The sequence below is a fragment of the Thermovenabulum gondwanense genome (genome assembly GCF_001601575.1).
GTDB lineage: Bacteria > Bacillota > Thermosediminibacteria > Thermosediminibacterales > Thermosediminibacteraceae > Thermovenabulum > Thermovenabulum gondwanense.
In genome coordinates, this window is sequence record NZ_LOHZ01000023.1 from 63,702 (window position 1) to 83,571 (window position 19,870).

Genomic DNA, 19,870 nt, shown 5'->3' on the forward strand with positions numbered 1-19,870 from the left:
AACCTAAAATACTAACTCCAAACTTGTTTTAGTACCCTAATTGCATTGCCGCCTATTACTTTTTCAATATCCTCATCGGAATACCCATGTTTTACCAGCCACCTGAGAATATTCCACGATGCTTCCGTAGGATTTTCCAACCCTTTTACATATGGGACTTCTTCATACTCCACATTATTATTGCTTGTTTCTTTCTTTGATAAATTTGCAGCAAAAACATGATGCAATCCCACATGATCGCCATATAATGAATCTATTCCAAATGAAACATGATCTATGCCCACAAGATTTGCAATGTATTCGAAATGTTCCATTACAGAATCTATATCATGTGTCATACGAGTTTTAGTCATTGTAGTATGCGGAGCAGCTTCTACAGCTATAACCCCACCTTTTTCCGCAATTGCTTTAATTAGGTCATCATGGAATAAACGTTTGCTATCCCATAAAGCTCTTGCTCCAACATGGCTGGCAATAATGGGTTTTTCTGAATACAAAGCTACATCATAAGCAGTTTTGGGCCCGCAATGAGAAACATCAATCAGCATTCCTACTTTATTCATTCGCTTGACTGCTTCTTTCCCGAATTTAGTTAGTCCGCCATCATTATCTTCTTTTAATCCATTTCCAAGGGCATTTGATTCTGAATAAGTAATACCTAATTGACGTACTCCCAGTCCATATAGAATATCTATTCGGTCTAACTCATTTTCTATAGGAGCTGCTCCTTCAATGCAAGCAACCCACGCAATTTTCCCCTCTTCATGAGCTCGATATATATCTTCTACTCTTTTACAATGAATGAGAAAATCCTGATGAGCAATATCACACAAGCGCATCCCTAAATCATGTATTACATCCTGCCATTTCCATCCAGATTTTGAAGAAATAGTGTTTGTACCGTCCATCATATTATCAAATACACAATCATAATACGAAAGCGCTAATGCATCATATGCGCAAAATTCTCGCCCTGCTTTGTTATATTCTATGGTTTCTTCTATTTTCTTAGGAAATAGGACGGGATGTTCATGTAAAGCGATAAAAATTTTTTCCTTGGCTAAACGCTTGACTCTTTCTTCTTGAGCTTCATCAAGAGGAATTAAATATTCCCCTGCCCAGTTCCATGGGGCAAATTCAAAAACTTCATAATCTACCCCAGGCTCTAAATATGAGTACGCTTTATATCCTTTGTATGCTGTTTTTAAACCCATTAAAATCATCTCCTAATATTTCTTCAATATAATTACTTCTTATAAACCTTTACTAAATCTTTTGCAGCAACCGGCCCAAAAAGCCCTGGTGTTAAGGACCAGCCTTCAAAATCCTTTGAATATCCATAAGCATTTATTTTTACATAAACATTTACGGTAGGTAATTCTTCTACAAATTCTTTTTGGAATTCATTCATCATTTCAACACGTTTTTGATAATCAGGTTCATATTGGACTTTTTCAAGCAGTTCATCTATTTTTTCATTTTTATAGCCCATGAAATTCAAAGCTGCATCGGATTTATATATTGTTGCAAGTGATGAATCCGCGTCATCAATTACTCCCCATTCAATAAAGTTTATATCAAAGTTTCTCTGTTTAACTACCCTATCCGTATATGTAGCGTTATCTACAGGTTTTAGATTAATTTTTATCCCCGCTTTTTCTGCATTTGCTTTAAATATGTTCACTGTTGAATCCACGTTTACAGTTGTTGTACGGTATATTAATTCAAACTCCAATTTTTTACCATTTTTTTCTCTTACACCATCTTTGTTTAATTTATATCCTGCATCTTCTAATACTTTTTTAGCTCCTTCTATATCAAAAGGAGGAAATTTAATATTGGATTTTACAAGATCTGTGTAAACAGGAGAAATTGGAGTTTCCATTTTAACAGCGCCGCCCTGCAATGCAGTATTTACAAGCGCATCTCTGTCTATTGTCATAGCAATAGCTTTCCTTACATTTTTATCCTTTAGCAATTCATTTTTATAATTAAAACCAAAATAACCATAACCAAGAGACATTACCTTTAATACTCCAAATTTATCCGGAGAAGCTTCCAACTGTTTTTGAGATGCTACAGGCATAGCAGAAGCAATTACATTAACCTCACCATTTTTCATAGCCAATACTAAGGCATTATGATCCGGAAAAACTCTAAAGGTAACTGTTTCTAAATATGCTCCTTGTCCATTATTGGCTAAAGGCCAATTTGGAACCCTTTCAAGAGTATAATATTCTCCTTTTTTATACTCTTTTAGTTTAAATGGACCGTATCCCGTGCCGTCATAATTAAAATTCATAGGATCATCTACTTTTTCAAATATATGCTTGGGCATTATATTAACCCAAAAACCTACTTGAGATAAGAAATTGACCTGCGGTTTTTTCAAATGAAATTTTACCGTGGTTTTATCAACAACTTCTGCTTTTTCCACGTTTGCAAACATGTCTGCAGCATACCCCAACTTATGCTTTACCATATACTCCGATGTAAAAGCTATATCTTCAGCGGTAAAAGGAACTCCATCATGCCAGTTAATACCATCATAAATAGTAATGGTATATTCCTTTGCATCATCGCTCATTTTATACTCTTTTATAAGATAAGGTATTTTGTTTCCTTTTTCATCGGTTACCATTAATGTAGGTAAATACAAATTAGCAAGCATAGCTGAATTAAGGTCATTAGAAACCCAGGGAGCTATACTGTATGGATCTCCCGTAATACCTACAACAAGGTTTCCTCCCACCTTAGGCCCGCTTTGTGTTGTTTGTTGATTGCTATTGTTAGAAGCAGGTTGTGTTTGCTTTGCACCGCAAGATGTAATTATTAGTGTAAAAACAATTAACATTATCATTAAATAAATATTTTGCCTTTTCTTCATAAGTCTTCCTCCTATCAATTTTGTCTTTTTAAAACTTTACCAGCCATAGTCTTTTTGAGTTGTCCTCTTTCCAATGTGATTTTTCCGTTAACCAAAACCGTATCAACCCCTGAAGCCATAGTTAGAGGTTTGCGATAATCTATTTCTTCGGGTGATGGAAAATTATAAGCTTCGAGGTCGATTACTGCTATATCTGCATAATTGCCCTCTTTTATTTCCCCCCTTTCTTTAATATTAAAATGTTTAGCCACCATAGAAGTATTCCTTCTTACTATTTCTTCTATGGGCACATTTTTCGAAAGATACATTTTCATAAAAATTGGAAATCCACCTCTTCTTTGCAGCTCATACCAATCGTATGGGTCTTCTATATCCCCCATTATTTCATCAGTTCCTACGCATACATACGGATTTTTAACTATTGATTCACAATGACCTTCCGCCGGAAAATCCTCCCTCGAAGGTCCACCCAACCAGAATACATAATTTTTTTCATCAGCAAGTAAGTCTAAAATTGTCTCATCAGGGTCTTGATTTCTTATTTCTGCAATTTCTTTAATTGATTTACCTTCTAAAAGAGGGTCTTCCGATAAAATTATAAATTTATCAGACTTGTCTCCTGCAAAAATGTACGCATCTTTTTTTATAATTTCTCTTCCTTCTTTCGTTTTAAGAGCTTCTTTTACCCCTTCCACACCAGAGTGAAACAATTCATCGGAAATAGCCATTATAAATTGAAGTAATCGGGACTTACTTGTACAATGGCCCGTGCTTCTCGGAATTGTATCCACCAATATCCTCATTCCTTCTTCTGCAGCTTGTTTTACCACATCAAAAGCTTCCGGGCACGTAGGTTTTAAATGAGAAACCTGAATCCTTACACCAGATCTTCTGCCGACTTCTACAAATTCTTCAGTAGCCTCTTTTATACCTATAGAATGGCGAAGATGTGCAGCTGCTACTCCATCGTATTCTGCTATTATTTTTGCAACAGTAACTAATTCATCAAGATCAGCATAACGACTTGGAACGTAATCCAATCCAAAAGAAATTCCCCATGCTCCTTGTTCCATATTATGCCTTATTATATTTTCTATTTGCTTTGCCTCCTCTATTGAGGGGGCTCTTTTCTGCGCTCCACGCATCACCGTCCATCTAATTGTCCCATGTCCCAAAAGGGTTACAAAATTTATATTAGTTCCTTTTTCCTTTACAACTTCGGCATAACCATTAAAATCATTCCAGTTTGGGAAACTTTTTTTGTATTTTTCTCTTTGCTTATTACTCATTAAGCCATTTCCCCAATAATACTCAATAATATTTTCTACGGGTCCTGGTACTATAGAATGTCCGCAATTTCCGTTAACAACCGTAGTTACCCCTTGCCTTAAAAAAAGCTCATAGGATCCATCTACCAGACAAACCCACTCTTCATGAACATGTGGATCAATAAAGCCAGGAATAACTATCTTCCCTTCAGCATTAACTTCCTTTAATCCTTTCTCTTCTATGTATGGAGCTATTTTTATAATTCTTTCACCCTCAATAGCTATATCTCCTCTAAAAGGAGAAGAACCGGTCCCATCAATTATCAAACCATTTCTTATAACAACATCGTACAAATTTTCTACCCCCTATAAATTAGTCCCTTGTCTTTGGATTCAATATATCATTTATACCTGTCCCCAAGAGGTTAAAAGAAACCACATAAAACATTATAAATATACTTGGCCAGAACCACCACCACCAGGGATTAGGAGTATCTATTACAGCACCTGTATCCCAAGCTTTTTTAAGAATAGTCCCCCAGGACCAGGTAGTAGGATCCCCAAGCCCTAAAAAACTAAGACCCGATTCAGATAATACTGCGGTAGCCATTATCAGGGTAATATTTACTAATATAGGCCCCATAATATTCAATAATATATGTCTAAAAATAATACTGAAAGAAGGAATCCCCAAACATTTTGCAGCTTCTATAAATTGCATTTCTGAAATTTTTAAGGTGGCGTTGCGGGCAACCCTTGCAAGAGAAGGCCACGAAAACAACCCAATAACAATTGCTACATTGACGACAGAGGAACCTACAACAGCTGCAATAACAATCATAAGAGGCAATACCGGCAGGGTTAGAAATATATCAATTAAACCATCAATAATAGAACCCACAATGCCTTTCTTATATCCTGAAATTAAACCAGCAGGCACCCCAATAACAATAGCTACTATTACAGCAACAGATGAGACAAAAAGTGAAGTTCTTGCCCCCCATATGACTTCAGCAAAGACATCAAGACCCAAATTGTCTGTTCCAAAAAGATGCTTCATCGATGGAGCCAATAATATTTCACTTCCGTATCCCTTAGGTTGTTCTGCAATAAAAGGAGCAAAAAGTCCTAATAAAACTATTATTGCTACACCGATAAAACCTGTAATTGCTAATTGATTTGAAATAAATAATTGAATAAAATTCTTTTTTTTGTTCATAGAATCATCCTCCAACTTTAATCCGCGGATCTAACCATGCAATAACTAAATCTGTTATTATATTCATAACTATTACACTGGTCGCAAGAATAAGGAATGCACCCTGCAGGACAGGAAAATCTAACGCCGCAACCGAATCATATATTAATCTGCCCACTCCCGGCCATGAAAAAATTGTTTCGGTCATAACTGCGCCGCCCACCATTGTTCCTATCATGAGACCAGTTACGGTAATTGTAGGAATCATTGCATTTTTTAAAGCATGCACTTTAATAACATATTTGTCTTTTAAACCTTTGGAATAGGCAGTCCTTATATAATCTTCGTTCAGAACATCAATCATGCTATTTCTGGTATATAGCACTATACTTGCTATATTAGCAGTAAAAAGTGTTAAAGAAGGAAGAACGGCATGTTTAGCCACATCGAGATAATAGCTAATTCCCTTGCCGGGTGGAGGCGTATAAGCACCTCCGGTTGGAAAAAGTTTAAGATAATATGCAAAAACGTATAAAAAACCGAAAGCCAAAAAAGGAACAAACACTGAAATTCCTAAAACCACGCCTATGTTAATCAATTTATCTAAAAAATAACCTCGTTTTGTCGCCGCAATAACTCCTATCGGTATACCTATTAAAAGCGAAATAATTACTACTATAAAAAGCAACAGTAAAGTCCACGGTAATTTTTGCATTATGACTTCCATAACAGGTCTTTGATTTTTAAATGATAAACCAAGATCTCCCTTAGCTAATCCTTTTAAAAAAATAAAATACTGCTGGCTTATCGGCTTGTCCAATCCAAATCTCTTTATAATCGCTTGCTGCACTTCCGCACTCATTTTAGGATCTACAAATATTGAAACCGGGTCTGCAGGCATCAAGCGAAGAATAAAAAAAGTGATAGTAATAGATACAAATAAAGTTAATAATCCTTTTAATAATCGAAATATCAAATATCTACCCATTTCAGCTTCTCCCCTCTATTCACTCCACAAAATGACAACGCACATAATGTCCTGGCAGAACTTCTTTCAAAACCGGATGTTGATTTTTGCATATTTCCTTACTTTTAAAGCACCTTGTATTAAATTTACATCCTTTTGGTGGGTCAATAGGACTTGGAATGTCCCCCTCCAATATTATCCTTTGACTTTTAAAAGTAGGAGAAATTTCCGGTATTGCCGAAATCAGGGCTTGTGTATAGGGATGAAATTTTTTATTAAAGATATCATCCGCAGCAGCCAACTCTACTATTTCTCCCAAATACATAACCATAATCCTATCACTGATATATCGCACTACCGATAAATCATGTCCAATAAATATATAGGTTAAATTAAGTTTTCTTTTTAATTGGTTAAATAAATTCAGAATTTGGGCCTGTATCGAAACATCCAATGCTGATACTGCTTCATCACAAATTAAAATTCTCGGCCTTAGAGCAAGGGCTCTGGCTATAACAATTCTTTGCCTCTGCCCCCCTGAAAATTCATGGGGAAATCTATCGTACATTTCTGGTTGTAAGCCTACCAATTTAAGAAGCCTTTCGACTTCTGCACGAATTTCTTTTTTTTCACTAATAACCTTATGTACAGCTATTGGCTCAGCTATTGCGTCTCCAATCCTTATTCGAGGATTTAAAGAAGCATAAGGATCCTGAAAAACCATTTGTATTTCCTTAGGTATCTGATTATCAACAGCTTTTTTATATCCTGTTATATCTTTCCCTTTATAAATCACTTGACCAGAAGTAGCATTTATTAACCCTGTAATCAGCCGGGCAAGCGTAGATTTGCCGGATCCAGATTCTCCCACTATCCCCAGGGTTTCTGATTCGAAAAGTTTAAAAGTAACATCTTCGACGGCATGCACAATCTTTTTTGACCCAAAAAATCCCGTACCCACTTCAAAATGTTTTGTTAAATTCTTTACTTCAAGAATGACATTATTCATAATTAGTACCTCCTGCACCGCTATAAAGCCAACACTGTACATAATGATTTTTATTTATTTCTTCTATTGGCGGAACTTCGATTTTACATTTCTCAACACCATATTCACATCTTGAGTAAAAGCGGCAACCTTTTTCAAAGCTGTCTATAGTGGGTACACTTCCCGGGATAGTGTATAATTCTTCTTTGTTTGATGATAGTTTTGGAATAGCAGCTATCAATCCGCGAGTATAAGGATGTAAGGGTTTTTCTAAAATATCTGCTAAACTCCCTCTCTCAACAATTCTACCAGCATACATAACTACCACTTTATCGCATAATTGTGCTACCACCCCAAGATTATGAGTCACAACCATAAGTGAGCCGTCTTTCTTAAGCCTTTTCATTAAATCTAAAATTTGAGCCTGTATTGTCACGTCCAAAGCAGTTGTAGCTTCATCAGCAATAAGTAACCTTGGGTGGCATATTATAGCCATAGCGATCATTACTCTTTGTCTCATACCCCCGGAAAATTGATGAGGATATTGTTTTACCCTTATCTCAGGGTTTGGTATACCTACTAACTCTAATTGTTTTATCACAGCCTTTGCAATTTCTTCTTTTTTAAGATTGGGAAAATGTGTTTTTAAAACTTCACCGATTTGAAAACCGATTGTCAAAACAGGATTAAGCGCTGTCATAGGTTCTTGAAAAATCATTGAAATTTCTTTTCCTCGGATTTTTTGTATTTCTTCTTTACTTTTTTTAATAAGATCTTCACCTTTAAATAAAATTTGCCCCCCTTGAATTACCGCCGAAGGAGGCAAAAGACCCATAATAGAAAGACTCATCATGCTTTTCCCGCATCCTGACTCACCCACTACCCCCACTGCTTCTCCTTCTTCAACATCAAAATTAATATTATCCAACAAATTATAGACATTACCTTTATAGTTTTTGAAACCTAAACTATAGTTTTTGAATTCCAAAAGTTTTGCCAAATTTCTGTATACCTCCTATTATTATGTAAAATATCCCTATTTTTAAATTTATAAATAATTATATCTTAATTTTTTTTGTTATTTTTTAAAATATACAACTAATATATTAAAATGTCAAGATACTGAACTACTAAAGAATTAATGTAATAAAAATCGGCTACCCTTAAATTTATTGAATGATTCATGAGGGTAACCTATAAAAATAAAATTTATTTTAAAATATACATATTCATGAGGTATGGACCGACAGGGTATAAAAAAACTTCGGCTTTTTGCCGAAGTTTTTTTGAGGTCAAGTTGCTAATGCTTTTATTTTCAATATAGGAAATTTAGTGTTTTTAAGTTACCTTCTATTTCTTTTATCATCTCATAGTGCCTATCCTGATGTACCAAAACACAATCGTATATTAATGCCCATGAGCTAATTAAAATATCGGTTATGGGTATATTAAGTCCTTTTCGCCGGAGGGTAAAGCTTAAATTGGCAGTTTTTTCCCATACCTCGGGTTCCCTGTCCAAAACGGTCAGCGAATCAAGTTCTTCTTTAAGTTCGATAAACTGTTTTTTATTCAAAGCTCCGGATAAAATCTCTACTTTTATTATTGGGACAATGACAATCCTTTCTTCCAACAATGCCCTCTTCATCCACTGCTGTATTTTTACGTCACCGTTTCTTTTTAAGCTTTCTATCCATATAGAAGTATCAACGAGATATTTATCAGTCATCTTTGCGCATTTCCTCCAGATCAGATTTGTCTAAAGTAAGTTCTTCATTGCCAATGCGGTTTGCAAGCCTTTCTAATTTATACCTGCGGACAAAATCCTCAAGAGCTTTATTTACAGCCTCGGTCATCTTGTTGGTCCCCATTAACCTCATAGCTTCTTCCAGAAGTTTTTTATTGACATATAATGTCGTTTTCATTTAACATCACCTCTTGACATATATTATATCATAAAATGATGTCTATAAAATATTTATGAAAAAAACTTCGGCTTTTGGCCGAAGTTTTTTTACGCTATTCCCAATCCTTTTTCCCGTCTTCGTCCAGGTCTAAGGAATAATCCTGTACTTTTGAAATATCGTCTATATCTTTTAATTTTACAACATTTTCTTTTGTCATGTCGTTTAAGAGCTTTTCCGATTTAAAGGTATAAAGGGCGAGCTCTTTTGTAGCGGTAAGTTTTACTACCGCCGGGTCGTTTTTGGGTGCTATATGGTTTAATTCTTTTATTTTTTCAGGGATTTGAGCACATTTTTCTAAAAGCGTTTTTGCCTTATCTTTATTATCCTTTATTATATATATTTCCGCTACCTTTTCGTAACCTTCCGAAAGCGTCTGCCACATTTCCGTATTAAAAGGGTTTAATTTTACCGCTTCTTCTAAAGCATTTATACCCTCATCGAGCTTTCCCCTCTTTAAATAAGCTGCACCGAGCATAAGCTTGTACTTTGCATTAAAAGGTTCTAAAGCTGCGGCCTTTTCTTTTAATTCTAAGGATTTTTCCAGCATCGTTTTATTATTTTGATTTTCCCCTATTACCTCGTAAATTTGCGAAAGGTCGGCTATAAAGGATACCGTTAAGGGGTCGTATTTTTTTGCCTTCTCAAAGTTTGCCATTGCCTTTGCCCCGTCGCCTTCCTGCAAAGCTTTTACCGCTGCCTGTCCGTAGTTGTAGCCTGCAAAAAGTGTAAAGGAAATCACAATCAATATTAGGGCTATAAATACAAATACCGGCTTGGGTATAAAAAATGCTTCCTGATTTACCCCTTTCGTTTCTTCTTTAAAAGAAAGGTTTTTGGCCACTGCTAAAAGCACCCACAGAAGCATTGCTACAGCTCCAAGGGAAAGGTTGAAGTCTACGGAGCTGTGGCCCAAGAGGGCTACTGCCCCTGTAAAAGAGGACCATAAATAGGATTTTTCTTGCAGTGAGAGGGAGTCGCTTCTTAAAACCTTTATCGTCTTAACAGCAATTGAAATAAACATCGCTGCAAAGGATAAAAGCCCGATAATTCCGGTTTCAACGGTGAGCTGCAGGGGGAAGCTGTGAACCTCCGTTGTGAAATACCTGTAAGACTGGAAGGCAAAGTAAGCGGATTTCCAGCCGCCGCCGCCATATCCGAGTATTGGCCTTTGTTTTATCATCTTTATTGCATCGCGGTAATACGATAATCTCTGCTGAACACTTAATTGATTCGGATCTATCTGTTTTATCCTTTCTTTAACCACATCGGGAAGTATTTCCCCGCCGGTGAAATATACGGAAAGCCTGAATAAAACTAAAATAATCACGGCAAAGGCCACCGCTTTTTTGAAATCTATATAAAGTCCCTTTTTTTCGATTAAGAAATATATAATATACGATAGCACCAAAGATGCTATTAGCCCGGTAAAGTACCACAGCCAAATTTGAGTGCCCTTACCCGAAGAGATGGCATTTCCAAGGCCTATGGAGGCTATCAATGATGAAATAAAGGATTCAGCGAAAAATAAAATTCCCTTTGATTTGTTTTCCTTAGAAAGCCCCAGGAGGAATACAAGGTAAAATACCGGGAACAAAAGCCACGCCGCACGGGAAAGGGTAAAAATAAAGGTGATAAGGTATGTATAGTTTAATGCCGAAAGCGCCATGTTTTCCGTTAAACTTTTTGTAGCTGATTTTACGCCGAGCCCGATTAAAAAGGCTGCGGTCAGGTATGCCGCTAAGGTATTTGGGTACTGAAGGCTTGAGTTTATCCTCCCACCCACAAAAGCGCCATTATAGTTTATGGTGCCAGCAGCAGCGCCGAGGCCTATTATTGATACCCCTAAGGCTGAAATTAAAACAGTCCAGAGTAATCCCTTCACTTCTTTTTCGGATTTTAAAAGGTCTACCGTCAAAGCATAGGCAAAAAAGTAATTTAGATACCGCAAAAATTCTCCTACGGCAAAGCGCAGGTTAACGGAGACGAACATAGATAAAAGGTAGGAAAAAACCACAGCCAGTGCCGCATAATCGGAAATCCCTTTAAAAAGCCCGCTTTTTCTGTAATTAAGCCCTCCCGATATTGCCCAGAGTAGAACAAGGATTCCCGTGAAAATATGGGTGGGCAAAAATTCCTTGTCGAAAAACATGCCCCTAAAGTAGGGAGGGTAAAATACGAGGATTAAAAGTCCAAAATATAAAATTTTTTTGAAGGAAAAGATTGAATCATAATTTTTCTTTTGGTTAGTATTTTTATTTTTCTTTTCGCTTTTTTTATCATTTTTCTTATCCGGCTTTTGCAAGATAACTACCCCCGTTTTATAAAATACACCAAGATTAATTTTAGCAGGAAAATTTTTATTTTGAAATTCCCTTTTTTAGTTTTCTTTATCCATTTCTTCAATTATTATCTGGGCAAATCTTTCAAAATCCTCCAAATTATTTTGTATAATATCATAAACCTTTTTTATATCTATATCCCAGTAAATATGTACAAGCCTGTTCCTGAATTTAGCCATCTGCTGCAAATTTTCCGAAAAATCATGGGGCAAAATCTTTTCTTCTTCGAGGACTCTAAATATATCGGCATAGTCTTTAGGATTCCTGTAGCCCCTGCTGGCAATAATATGATTACCAATATTCTGCACGGTTTCAATTGCTACCTGTAAAAGCCTTTCAGCTGCTGCCCTTATAATCGAATTTTCTTCAAATTCATCAAAAGGAGTATTTTTTAAGCTGTTTAATTCTTTCAAATACTTTTTTAATAAAGATAGCTGCCTGTAGATTTTTTCTTTATTCAAGCTAAAAACCTCCCTTCTTTTATACTTTTTTTGAGATAATAATTGTACTCGTCATATATGTGCTTTACATCAAAATACTCCTCAAAAGCCCTTACTTGAAAATCGCACCTTGCTTCTTTATCCTTTTCGTAAATTAATTTATTTGATGAAATTACTTCGTATTTCAGATACGGAGGACAATTGTTGAGTATGACAAGGTCGAATTCATCCGTTTCAAGGGCATCGGAAATATCTCCTATAAGTTTGAGTTCCATATCGAAAATTTCTTTATCCGTTGCTTTTGTTTTTAAAAGCACTGCAATGTCAATGTCGCTTAAATCCGTGGTTTTACCTGTAGCATAGGAACCGTAAATATAAGCTGCTATTATTTCCGGATAGTTTTTGAAAACTTCGGGAAGCTTCTCCAAAGCTCTATTTAATATATCCTCTGGCAACTTTTTACCGTATTTAATCATTTATGTTCCTCCTTACGAAATCACGGCCTCCTGTTCGAGCCTTACGCCGAGTTTCAGCATCTCTTTTATTACATCATGGAATTCTTTAAAATCCTGTTTTTCCAATAAGCTCCTCAATTTTTCTTCATAAACCTTTTCCAAAGGTTCTCCTAAGTCTTTATACTTTATCAGGGTTTCTCTATCCATATATAAGGGAATTAAATCCGGTATTATTTCCTTTAATTTTAAAAAGATTTTAAACCCGCCGAGGTCTATGTCTCCCCAGTGGAATATTTTTACGGGTTTATTTTTTTCTTTAATAAACTCGTAAAGCTTTTCTAAAAAAAGCCTTTTTGATGGGCTGTAAAAACCTCCAAGGTAGAGGATGAAATCTTCTTTTAAATCCGCATCTTTTATAAGGTAATAAAAATTTGCCTTGTTTTCGACGGTAATTATTTTTTCGCAGGATAAATCGATTATTTGAAGTTCCTTGATAGACAGGCTGTTTAAGGATGCGCCGAAGGGAAAAAGGGAAAAATCCAAAATATTACCCTTTAAGCTTACCTTCAACGAGCCGTAAAATAATATTTCTTCTATGGTCTTTACTATGCCTATTTTTTCAAAGGCTTCTTTTTCTTCCACATCCTCCTTTAAAAAAAACTCTTTTAATACGGCAAATACCTTTGCCCTCACTTTCTCAAATTCCTTGCTCCCTTTTAAATATCTTTTGCTGAAAACCCTCTCTAATAGCTCTTCATCCTCTTTTTCGTCTATGCCCTTTAATGCTTTTAAGGTGAGTTCAAACAGGTCTTCTTCCTTTGGAAGGTATGCGGGGTAGTTTTTAGCCTTAATATTTTCCAATTCATAATCTATGAAATCCGAAAGCCAAATTCCTCTTACATCTTTTTTTAAATTCAAAAGCTTTTCCGTCATCCTGTTTAAAATGGACTCTTTCGGCTCCCTTTTTGCAATTTCATAGGCTTTTTCTAAGTTTTGCGTATTTAAAAACACTTTTTCCACTATATTCCCTTCTTCGAATTTTGCCCATTTGATTTCAATGACTCCTTCACCTTCTAATTCCTTTAATGCATAATGTATATTCTCCTTTGCTTCCACATTTTCCAGGTCGTAATGGGGAAATTCTTTCTTTGTAAAGTCTATCTTTATCCTTCTTTCTACTTTAGATTCGCCGGAAAATATTTTGCTTTTTTCGTATTTTTCAAGGAGTTTGTTTAACAGGGCTTTTTTATAATCCAATGCTTACATCACCCTCCTCCAGCACCTCCCTGGGGTCGAAGGCGCGAACGATGGTCCTGTTTTTGCTCCTTATCACGCAAAGGTTCCTGTCCACCAAGGTGGCTATGTCCTGGATTTTCTCAGTAGGTGCGGATATAATCGCCTGAAAACCCATGTTTCTCAGTAGTTTTATGCTTTCCTGCACCCTCTGGTGGTCCATTTTGCTGAAGGCTTCATCGAAGATTATGAGCCTCAAGGTATTGTTTTCCCTGTACATATTCCCCATCCTGTATATCCTGCCGAAGGATGCAAGGATGGAGATGTAAAAGGGGGTCTGGGTCTCGCCTCCTGATTTTTTAAGCAGGGTCCTGGAAAGCCTCGATTCCCTACCCTGTTCATCGGTGACTACGAGGTCAAAGTTTAGATACGTCCTGTAGTCGGTGAATTTTTGAATGTTATCCTCAAGCCTTGCCCTCTCGTCGACGGAAAGGTTTTGTTCACCCACGTAGACTATCTGGTTGAAAAGCTCTTCTAAAGCGTCCCGGTGTTTGTTTTGAAATTCTATGGAAAATATGGTGTATCCCTCAAGCAGCATCCCGTCCATTATCATCTCGTAAAATTTTCTGTAAGCGGGATTGGGCTTTACCTCGAATTTGTATCTATCCTTTCCGAAGGAAAACTGCTTTAAGGCGGTATTTAGTTCCTCTATCTGAGCGTAAACGGTATCGATGTTTTGCTTTAGCTTACTGATAAAGTCGTCCTGAAACTGCATCCTCGCCTTTTCCTTAGCATCCTTTATTTTTTCCTCGTATAAAGGAAGTTCGGTATTCAAAAGCCTTTCCAGTTCCTTTTTGTATTCGCCGTTATCGGGGGACGATATATCGTAGGGCATTTTGTACTCCCTGTTGTAGTCCGACCTTTTGTTTATTAGCTTGCTCCACTTTATTTCCTTCTGGCTCCTCGTCCTTGCCACCTGGCTTAAAAAGGCGCTTATAATGTTTTCGGGAAGTTTTCGGTTTTCAAGCTCCCTTAAAAATCTTGGCTCACCCGTTTCCTTTACAAATTCGTGTTCAAAGGAAAGTTCTATCTCCTTTTGTTTTTCATTAAGCTCTTTTTCAACTTCCTTTAACCTGTAGTTATCCACCTGAATTTCGGAATTTATTTTGTTTATTTCGCCGGTAATTTTTTCCCTTTCCCTTTTTATATTTTCCATTTCACTTTCCGTTTTTTGTATTTTTTCATCTATTTCTAAAATTTTTGAAAGGTCAAGGCTTGAAAGCTCCCTTCTTACCCTTTCCAGAGCCTCTTTTAAGGAAATATAATCTTGCTTTTCCTTCTTTGCGCTTTTTGCATTCTCTATAAAAATCTCCGTTACGGGCTCTATATTTTTTATTTTGCTTAAGGTATCGTATTTTTCCTTTATCTTATTCAAAAGCCCTTCCTTTTCATCTTTTTCGGCCAATTTTACCTCTAATAGTTTTTCTAAGGACTTTTTACCTATATAGGGGGTCCTGTACCTTTCGGGACTGAGCTGCCTTGCAACGTAATTTTGATACAGCATGCAATCGGGAGTAATGGCAGTAGCGTAATTCCTTAATTCTTCTACCCTTTCGCATTTTACTACCCTGCCCAGGATGTAGTCCACAAAAAGGCGGGCGTATCTATTCTCGGTCACTACTTCAAAGGCAAGGCTATTTTTTTCTACCTTGATGCTTTGCCTTTCCAGTTTCCCCGTATCCACAAGCCCTATGTCGTAAAAACCTTTTTTAAACTTTTGTTCATCGTAAATTTTTAGGGCATCGACAAAATACCTCGGCTCCGTAATAAGGTAAAACTTCTGGGTGTGAAGGTATGCCTCAACGGCATTATGCCATTTTTTATCCTTTACCTCTATAAGGTCTGCCAGTATTTCAACCTTGACATCCCTTCTATATTTATTTTTTAAAGCCGTCTCTATTTCGCTTTTTAGTTCTAAAAGCTTTTTGTCATAGGGCTTTATTCCCTTTTTAAGGTTTTCAATTTCACTTCTCAGTTCTAAAAGAAGGGCTTCCAGAGCAGATTTTTCCTGTTCTAAAGAAAAGTATAGTTTTTCAATCTTATTTTTAAATTCAAAAGTGAGCTCTTTTAAAAGGGACAAATCTTCTTCCTTTATACTTTCTACATTTTCAAAGGAAAGGGCTTTTAGTCCCTGTATACCTTTTTTTATATTTAAGGCTAAATTTTCACCAAACTCTTCTTCTGCAAAGGTAGAGAAATCTTCAACGGTCTTTTCCCAATTTTTTAAAAGCCTTGAAAGGAATTCCAAAAAGCTTGATATGCTTGCCTTTTTGCCTTTGATATTTTCTAATAAGCTTTTTTCTTCCCTTTCAAGCATTTCCTTTTTCTGGTAGGCCTGTAAGCTGTATTTTTCCTTTATAAGTGCTTCCCTCTGTCCTTCGAGGGCTTTTAACTTTTCCTCAAGGGAAAGCCTATGCTGTTCTTTTTCTTTTATTGTATTCTCTTTTTCACTTATCGCCTTTTGTAAATCCTGTATTTCGTTCTTCTTCTTTTCCACTTCAGCTCTTTTTATGAGGTATTCCTGCTCTTTTAACCTTTTTTCTTCGTTTAAAAAGCTTTCAAAAAGCTCTTCTATTTCCTTTAATGTTTGAACCCTTTTTTTAACCTGCTCGGCCTGGTACTCCAGCTCTTTATAATACCTCAGGTTTTCCTGCATACTGGAAATATCTATCTTATTTTGCACATCGCAGACGTACTCGCTTATGAAATTTTCTATATCGATAATAGGAGAAAAGGGGACGGATTTTCTAAAAACCCTGTAAAATTTTTCGTTCAAACTCCCCATTTTTGTTATAAAGTGAATCTGGTACTCCCGATTGGAATCGAAGATTTTATACCTTTCTTTGTATTTAGAGTTAAAGTATGTCCTTAAATTCCTTATATTTAAAGGAAAGCCTCCCATTACGAATTGATTTTCGGGTAATGCAAAGTCCAAATAAAAAAACTTATGGTTAATTTCTCCATCCTCGTAAACGTCAAATGCAACTCCGTAAGAAAAGCTCGTTTTTTTCACCGTATCGTAAAATTCTCCCGCTATGTAGCTCGTAAAATTGCCGCTTCTTAAAACTACAAAGCCGCCTTCACCGTCGTCGGCAATTTCTCCCCTTAGGTAGCTTTTCAAAGTCCTTTTGGATTTATCGTTGGCAGCTTTGTTGAAAAAGTCTCCTTTTGTATCACCAAGTATGAGCACCTGTAAAGCGTCTATTATCGTGGATTTTCCGGCACCGTTTTTCCCGGTGAGGAAATTTATAATTTCAAATTCGATTATTTCATGGTAAATGTAATGCCAGTTGATAAGCAAAAGTTTTTTTAAAAGCTTCAATTTATCTCCCCCTGCGGTTTATTGAGTCAGTCTATCTTTTATAAAGTTAAAATCTACCTCAAAATCTTTAAAAATCCGCACCTTTACTTTATCGGAAAAGGTATAATACTCCGGGTGACCGAATTCACCTTCCACATTAAGCCTGTAGACGAGAATGTCCCTGGTTTGCGGATTTACTATCCAGTACTCTTTTACCTTAAAGCGGTTATATAGATGAAGTTTTCTGATATAATCATGGGAGGAGTTATTCGGTGAAACCACCTCGATTATCAAATCGGGGCTCCCCATGCATCCCCTTTCTGTCAATTTGGCTTTGTCGCAGACTACGAAAATATCGGGCTGCACTATGCTTTTTGATTCTTCTATCTCTTGATTTTCCTCAATAAAGATTACGTCAAATGGAGCGATATAGACTTCGCAGGGCATTTTTGAAGTTCTCAGGTAGTTTTCGATAGAAAATGCAAGTTCCATTACCACTTTCTGATGAATCCTTGAAGGCGAGGGTGACATGTCGTAAATGCGGCCTTCAATTATTTCTACCCTTTTGTCATCGGGAAATTTTAAATAATCTTTATAGGTATATTCCTTATTAATTTCTGCCCATTCTAAAGACATTTTTTATTCCTCCTCCGCAAGGTCGTTTTCTTCATCGGAAAAATCTTCGCCCAGCATGTTGTAAATTGAGTTTATCTTTTCATTGGTAATAATAAACAAAATGGTAGGGTAAATTATTATTTTGCTCTCGTATTCGTCCGCTGCATTATCCATTTTTTCTATTATCTGATAATTTTTGAAAAAATTCAGCGCATCCTTTAAGTCCCTTTCAGCCGGTTTTTTATCTATAACACCTATGTTTAAAAGTTTTTTTACAACATCCCCCTTGGTCACTATTACCTCTTTCCTTAAAGACAGCTTTTCCCTTTCTTCCTCGTATAAAAGCCTTAATGCAAAGAGCACCAGGGTGTCGAATTTCTTCAATCTCGCCCTGTTTAGTTCAAACCTGTTGTAAAGAGATATCACCCCGTAATTATTGTCCTTTTGCAGTTCCCATCCGGCAATGGAAAGGTAGTTCGTAAAAATCTCAAAGTGGCGCTCGATAAATCTATAGTCCGGGTTTATCCTGAGGCCCATTAATTTTGTATCGAATTTTTCCCTTAATATAAAATTGTGAGAAAGCAAAAAGTTGACGAGCCTTGTAAACTCCCTTTTATCGGCATCGCTTAAATTTTCATATTCTTCATACCACATCTTTACACCTTCTTTTTTATCCTCATTTGCGGGATTTTATACCCATTTACGAAAACACTTCCCTTTTCGAACACCACATCGTAAAAGGAGCCCTTTTCGTCGTGCATGAATACCCCGAGGATGAGCATTATGAATTCTTCATCGTTTTCAAGCTTTATATCCTTTGATAGAATTTCGCTTTTCCCTTTTAAAAGCTCTTTAAAAAATTTATAGATTTTCTGGCGTGTGAAACTGTTTTTTAGCCTCTCCTTTAAAAAGTCCATTTCCCTTTCAAAATCGCTTGCATCATCGCCGATTTCGGGTATTTTAATAAATTTATCGTCGGGTATTTTCCTCTCAGGCTTTTTAATGTAAAGGGAATTTTCGTCGATGTAATTTTGTAAAAATATGTTGATATTTTTATTCACTGCTTCGTATATGTTTTCCCTTTCGGGCAGGGCTTTTAATATCTCAACAATTTTCCCCTTAATGCTTAAATCCGCATTTAAGAGGTACTGCATCCTTTCCACCGAAGCCCTGGTGTATGAAGCCCTTTTCTTGTCTATTTCGTAAAGCAAAAGGTCGATTTTATAGTAAATTTCCAAAATATCGTTTATCATTCCCGTTATTTTTGAAATAGCCTCTCCTTCGTCTTTGTATATCCTTCTTTTTAGCGATGATTTTACAAGGAGGTCCATCATCTCCCTGTCGGTAAGCCATGAGTTCAATATATTAATTATGGGGGTTTTATACCGGGGAATGGAGTCGAAGGTCTTTAAAGGGTGGTATATCCTGTCATCTATCAGTTCTTTAAATTCGTCGAAGTGCTCTTTTAGAATCTCCCTTACCTCTTCCTTTTCATACAGCATCTGATGGTATTTCCTCAGGTTGTTTAAAAGGCTTTTCAGTTCATCTATAAGCTCTCTTGTCTTTTTGTGGGCTTCCAAAAGGGCAAAAATGGCATCTTCGCTTCTTTCCACATCCTGATTTTTTAAGTTATTGTATGCCGAGTGGACAAAGGAATTGTAATCTTTTTTCTCTTGATATTGTATTTCATAAAGGGTATTTAAGATTTTAATAGAGTAGTCGTGAAGGTATATCAGTTCTTCAAAAAAATTTTCAGCGTAATCCCTATAAATCCACCCGGTTTTTTCAAGCTTCCTCAATATAAAATGGGCAATGGAGGAAAGATTGTTATCCTCGGGAAGTTCTTCTTCCTCACCTTCGGGTGAAAAGTTGGAAACCTCGAGAAAGCTCTTTAACCTTTCCACAAGGTCGTCCTTTCTTAACAGCACTTCCTCCCTGTAAGCCTTAAAGATTATAAAAAGGCATTCTACATAAATATGTTTATTTTTCGATGAAAGCACTGAAAATAGGTTTTCGGGTATTTTGTCGAAAAAGGCCATTCTTTTCTCCTTCTTTTTTTCTTTTTCCTTGTTATTAATTATATCAAAAATTAACACAGTATTTTAAAATGCATAAAAAATAAAATCATGGCAATAATTTTAATGTTGTGTTATAA

17 protein-coding genes are annotated in these 19,870 nt (G+C 36.2%); all 17 read right to left on the reverse strand.

All coding sequences use genetic code 11. The features are described 5' to 3' along the window. Positions 1-11: 11 nt before the first annotated feature. The 17 genes from ATZ99_RS03795 to ATZ99_RS03875 all read right to left on the reverse strand — a co-directional run bounded on the left by ATZ99_RS03795 (position 12) and on the right by ATZ99_RS03875 (position 19,754). A complete protein-coding gene (locus ATZ99_RS03795; RefSeq protein WP_222927066.1) occupies positions 12-1,214 on the reverse strand; it encodes a dipeptidase in 1,203 nt (400 codons plus the stop codon). 32 nt (positions 1,215-1,246) lie between these two features. After that, on the reverse strand, positions 1,247-2,887 hold the full coding sequence (locus ATZ99_RS03800; RefSeq protein ID WP_068747917.1) for an ABC transporter substrate-binding protein: 1,641 nt from the start codon (positions 2,885-2,887) through the stop codon (positions 1,247-1,249). 14 nt (positions 2,888-2,901) lie between these two features. Continuing rightward, on the reverse strand, positions 2,902-4,509 hold the full coding sequence (locus ATZ99_RS03805) for an N-acyl-D-amino-acid deacylase family protein (RefSeq protein WP_068747918.1): 1,608 nt from the start codon (positions 4,507-4,509) through the stop codon (positions 2,902-2,904). Between the two features lie 19 nt (positions 4,510-4,528). Next, positions 4,529-5,374: an ABC transporter permease gene (locus ATZ99_RS03810; protein WP_068747919.1), complete on the reverse strand. Its 846-nt coding sequence runs from the start codon at positions 5,372-5,374 to the stop codon at positions 4,529-4,531. A 4-nt stretch (positions 5,375-5,378) separates the two neighbouring features. Further along, entirely contained in the window at positions 5,379-6,341 is a 963-nt protein-coding gene (locus tag ATZ99_RS03815) for an ABC transporter permease (RefSeq protein ID WP_068747920.1), read from the reverse strand. A gap of 19 nt (positions 6,342-6,360) precedes the next feature. Beyond that, complete coding sequence (locus ATZ99_RS03820; RefSeq protein WP_068747921.1) at positions 6,361-7,329, reverse strand: ABC transporter ATP-binding protein; 969 nt, start codon at positions 7,327-7,329, stop codon at positions 6,361-6,363. Next, positions 7,322-8,308, reverse strand: a complete 987-nt coding sequence (locus tag ATZ99_RS03825) for an ABC transporter ATP-binding protein (RefSeq protein WP_068747922.1) — start codon at positions 8,306-8,308, stop codon at positions 7,322-7,324. Before ATZ99_RS03825 ends, ATZ99_RS03820 begins: the two co-directional genes overlap by 8 nt. A gap of 315 nt (positions 8,309-8,623) precedes the next feature. Continuing rightward, entirely contained in the window at positions 8,624-9,034 is a 411-nt protein-coding gene (vapC, locus tag ATZ99_RS03830; protein WP_068747923.1) for a type II toxin-antitoxin system VapC family toxin, read from the reverse strand. Beyond that, positions 9,027-9,230 (reverse strand): type II toxin-antitoxin system VapB family antitoxin, encoded by a 204-nt coding sequence (locus tag ATZ99_RS03835; RefSeq protein ID WP_068747924.1) that lies wholly within the window; start codon positions 9,228-9,230, stop codon positions 9,027-9,029. Before ATZ99_RS03835 ends, vapC begins: the two co-directional genes overlap by 8 nt. Before the next feature lie 94 nt (positions 9,231-9,324). Further along, positions 9,325-11,574, reverse strand: coding sequence for an O-antigen ligase family protein (locus ATZ99_RS03840; RefSeq protein ID WP_068747925.1), 2,250 nt, complete (start codon positions 11,572-11,574; stop codon positions 9,325-9,327). 75 nt (positions 11,575-11,649) lie between these two features. Continuing rightward, entirely contained in the window at positions 11,650-12,072 is a 423-nt protein-coding gene (gene hepT, locus ATZ99_RS03845; protein ID WP_068747926.1) for a type VII toxin-antitoxin system HepT family RNase toxin, read from the reverse strand. Next, complete coding sequence (gene mntA / locus ATZ99_RS03850; protein WP_068747927.1) at positions 12,069-12,527, reverse strand: type VII toxin-antitoxin system MntA family adenylyltransferase antitoxin; 459 nt, start codon at positions 12,525-12,527, stop codon at positions 12,069-12,071. Before mntA ends, hepT begins: the two co-directional genes overlap by 4 nt. A 12-nt stretch (positions 12,528-12,539) precedes the next feature. Beyond that, entirely contained in the window at positions 12,540-13,763 is a 1,224-nt protein-coding gene (locus tag ATZ99_RS03855) for a Wadjet anti-phage system protein JetD domain-containing protein (RefSeq protein ID WP_068747928.1), read from the reverse strand. Then, entirely contained in the window at positions 13,753-17,121 is a 3,369-nt protein-coding gene (locus ATZ99_RS03860) for an ATP-binding protein (RefSeq protein WP_068747929.1), read from the reverse strand. Before ATZ99_RS03860 ends, ATZ99_RS03855 begins: the two co-directional genes overlap by 11 nt. A gap of 18 nt (positions 17,122-17,139) precedes the next feature. Further along, positions 17,140-17,736, reverse strand: coding sequence for a Uma2 family endonuclease (locus ATZ99_RS03865; protein WP_068747930.1), 597 nt, complete (start codon positions 17,734-17,736; stop codon positions 17,140-17,142). A gap of 3 nt (positions 17,737-17,739) precedes the next feature. Continuing rightward, positions 17,740-18,369 (reverse strand): DUF4194 domain-containing protein, encoded by a 630-nt coding sequence (locus tag ATZ99_RS03870; RefSeq protein ID WP_068747931.1) that lies wholly within the window; start codon positions 18,367-18,369, stop codon positions 17,740-17,742. Between the two features lie 2 nt (positions 18,370-18,371). After that, the gene (locus ATZ99_RS03875) at positions 18,372-19,754 is read right to left on the reverse strand and encodes a Wadjet anti-phage system protein JetA family protein (RefSeq protein WP_068747932.1); all 1,383 of its coding nucleotides are present in this window, start codon (positions 19,752-19,754) and stop codon (positions 18,372-18,374) included. Between the last annotated feature and the right edge of the window lie 116 nt (positions 19,755-19,870).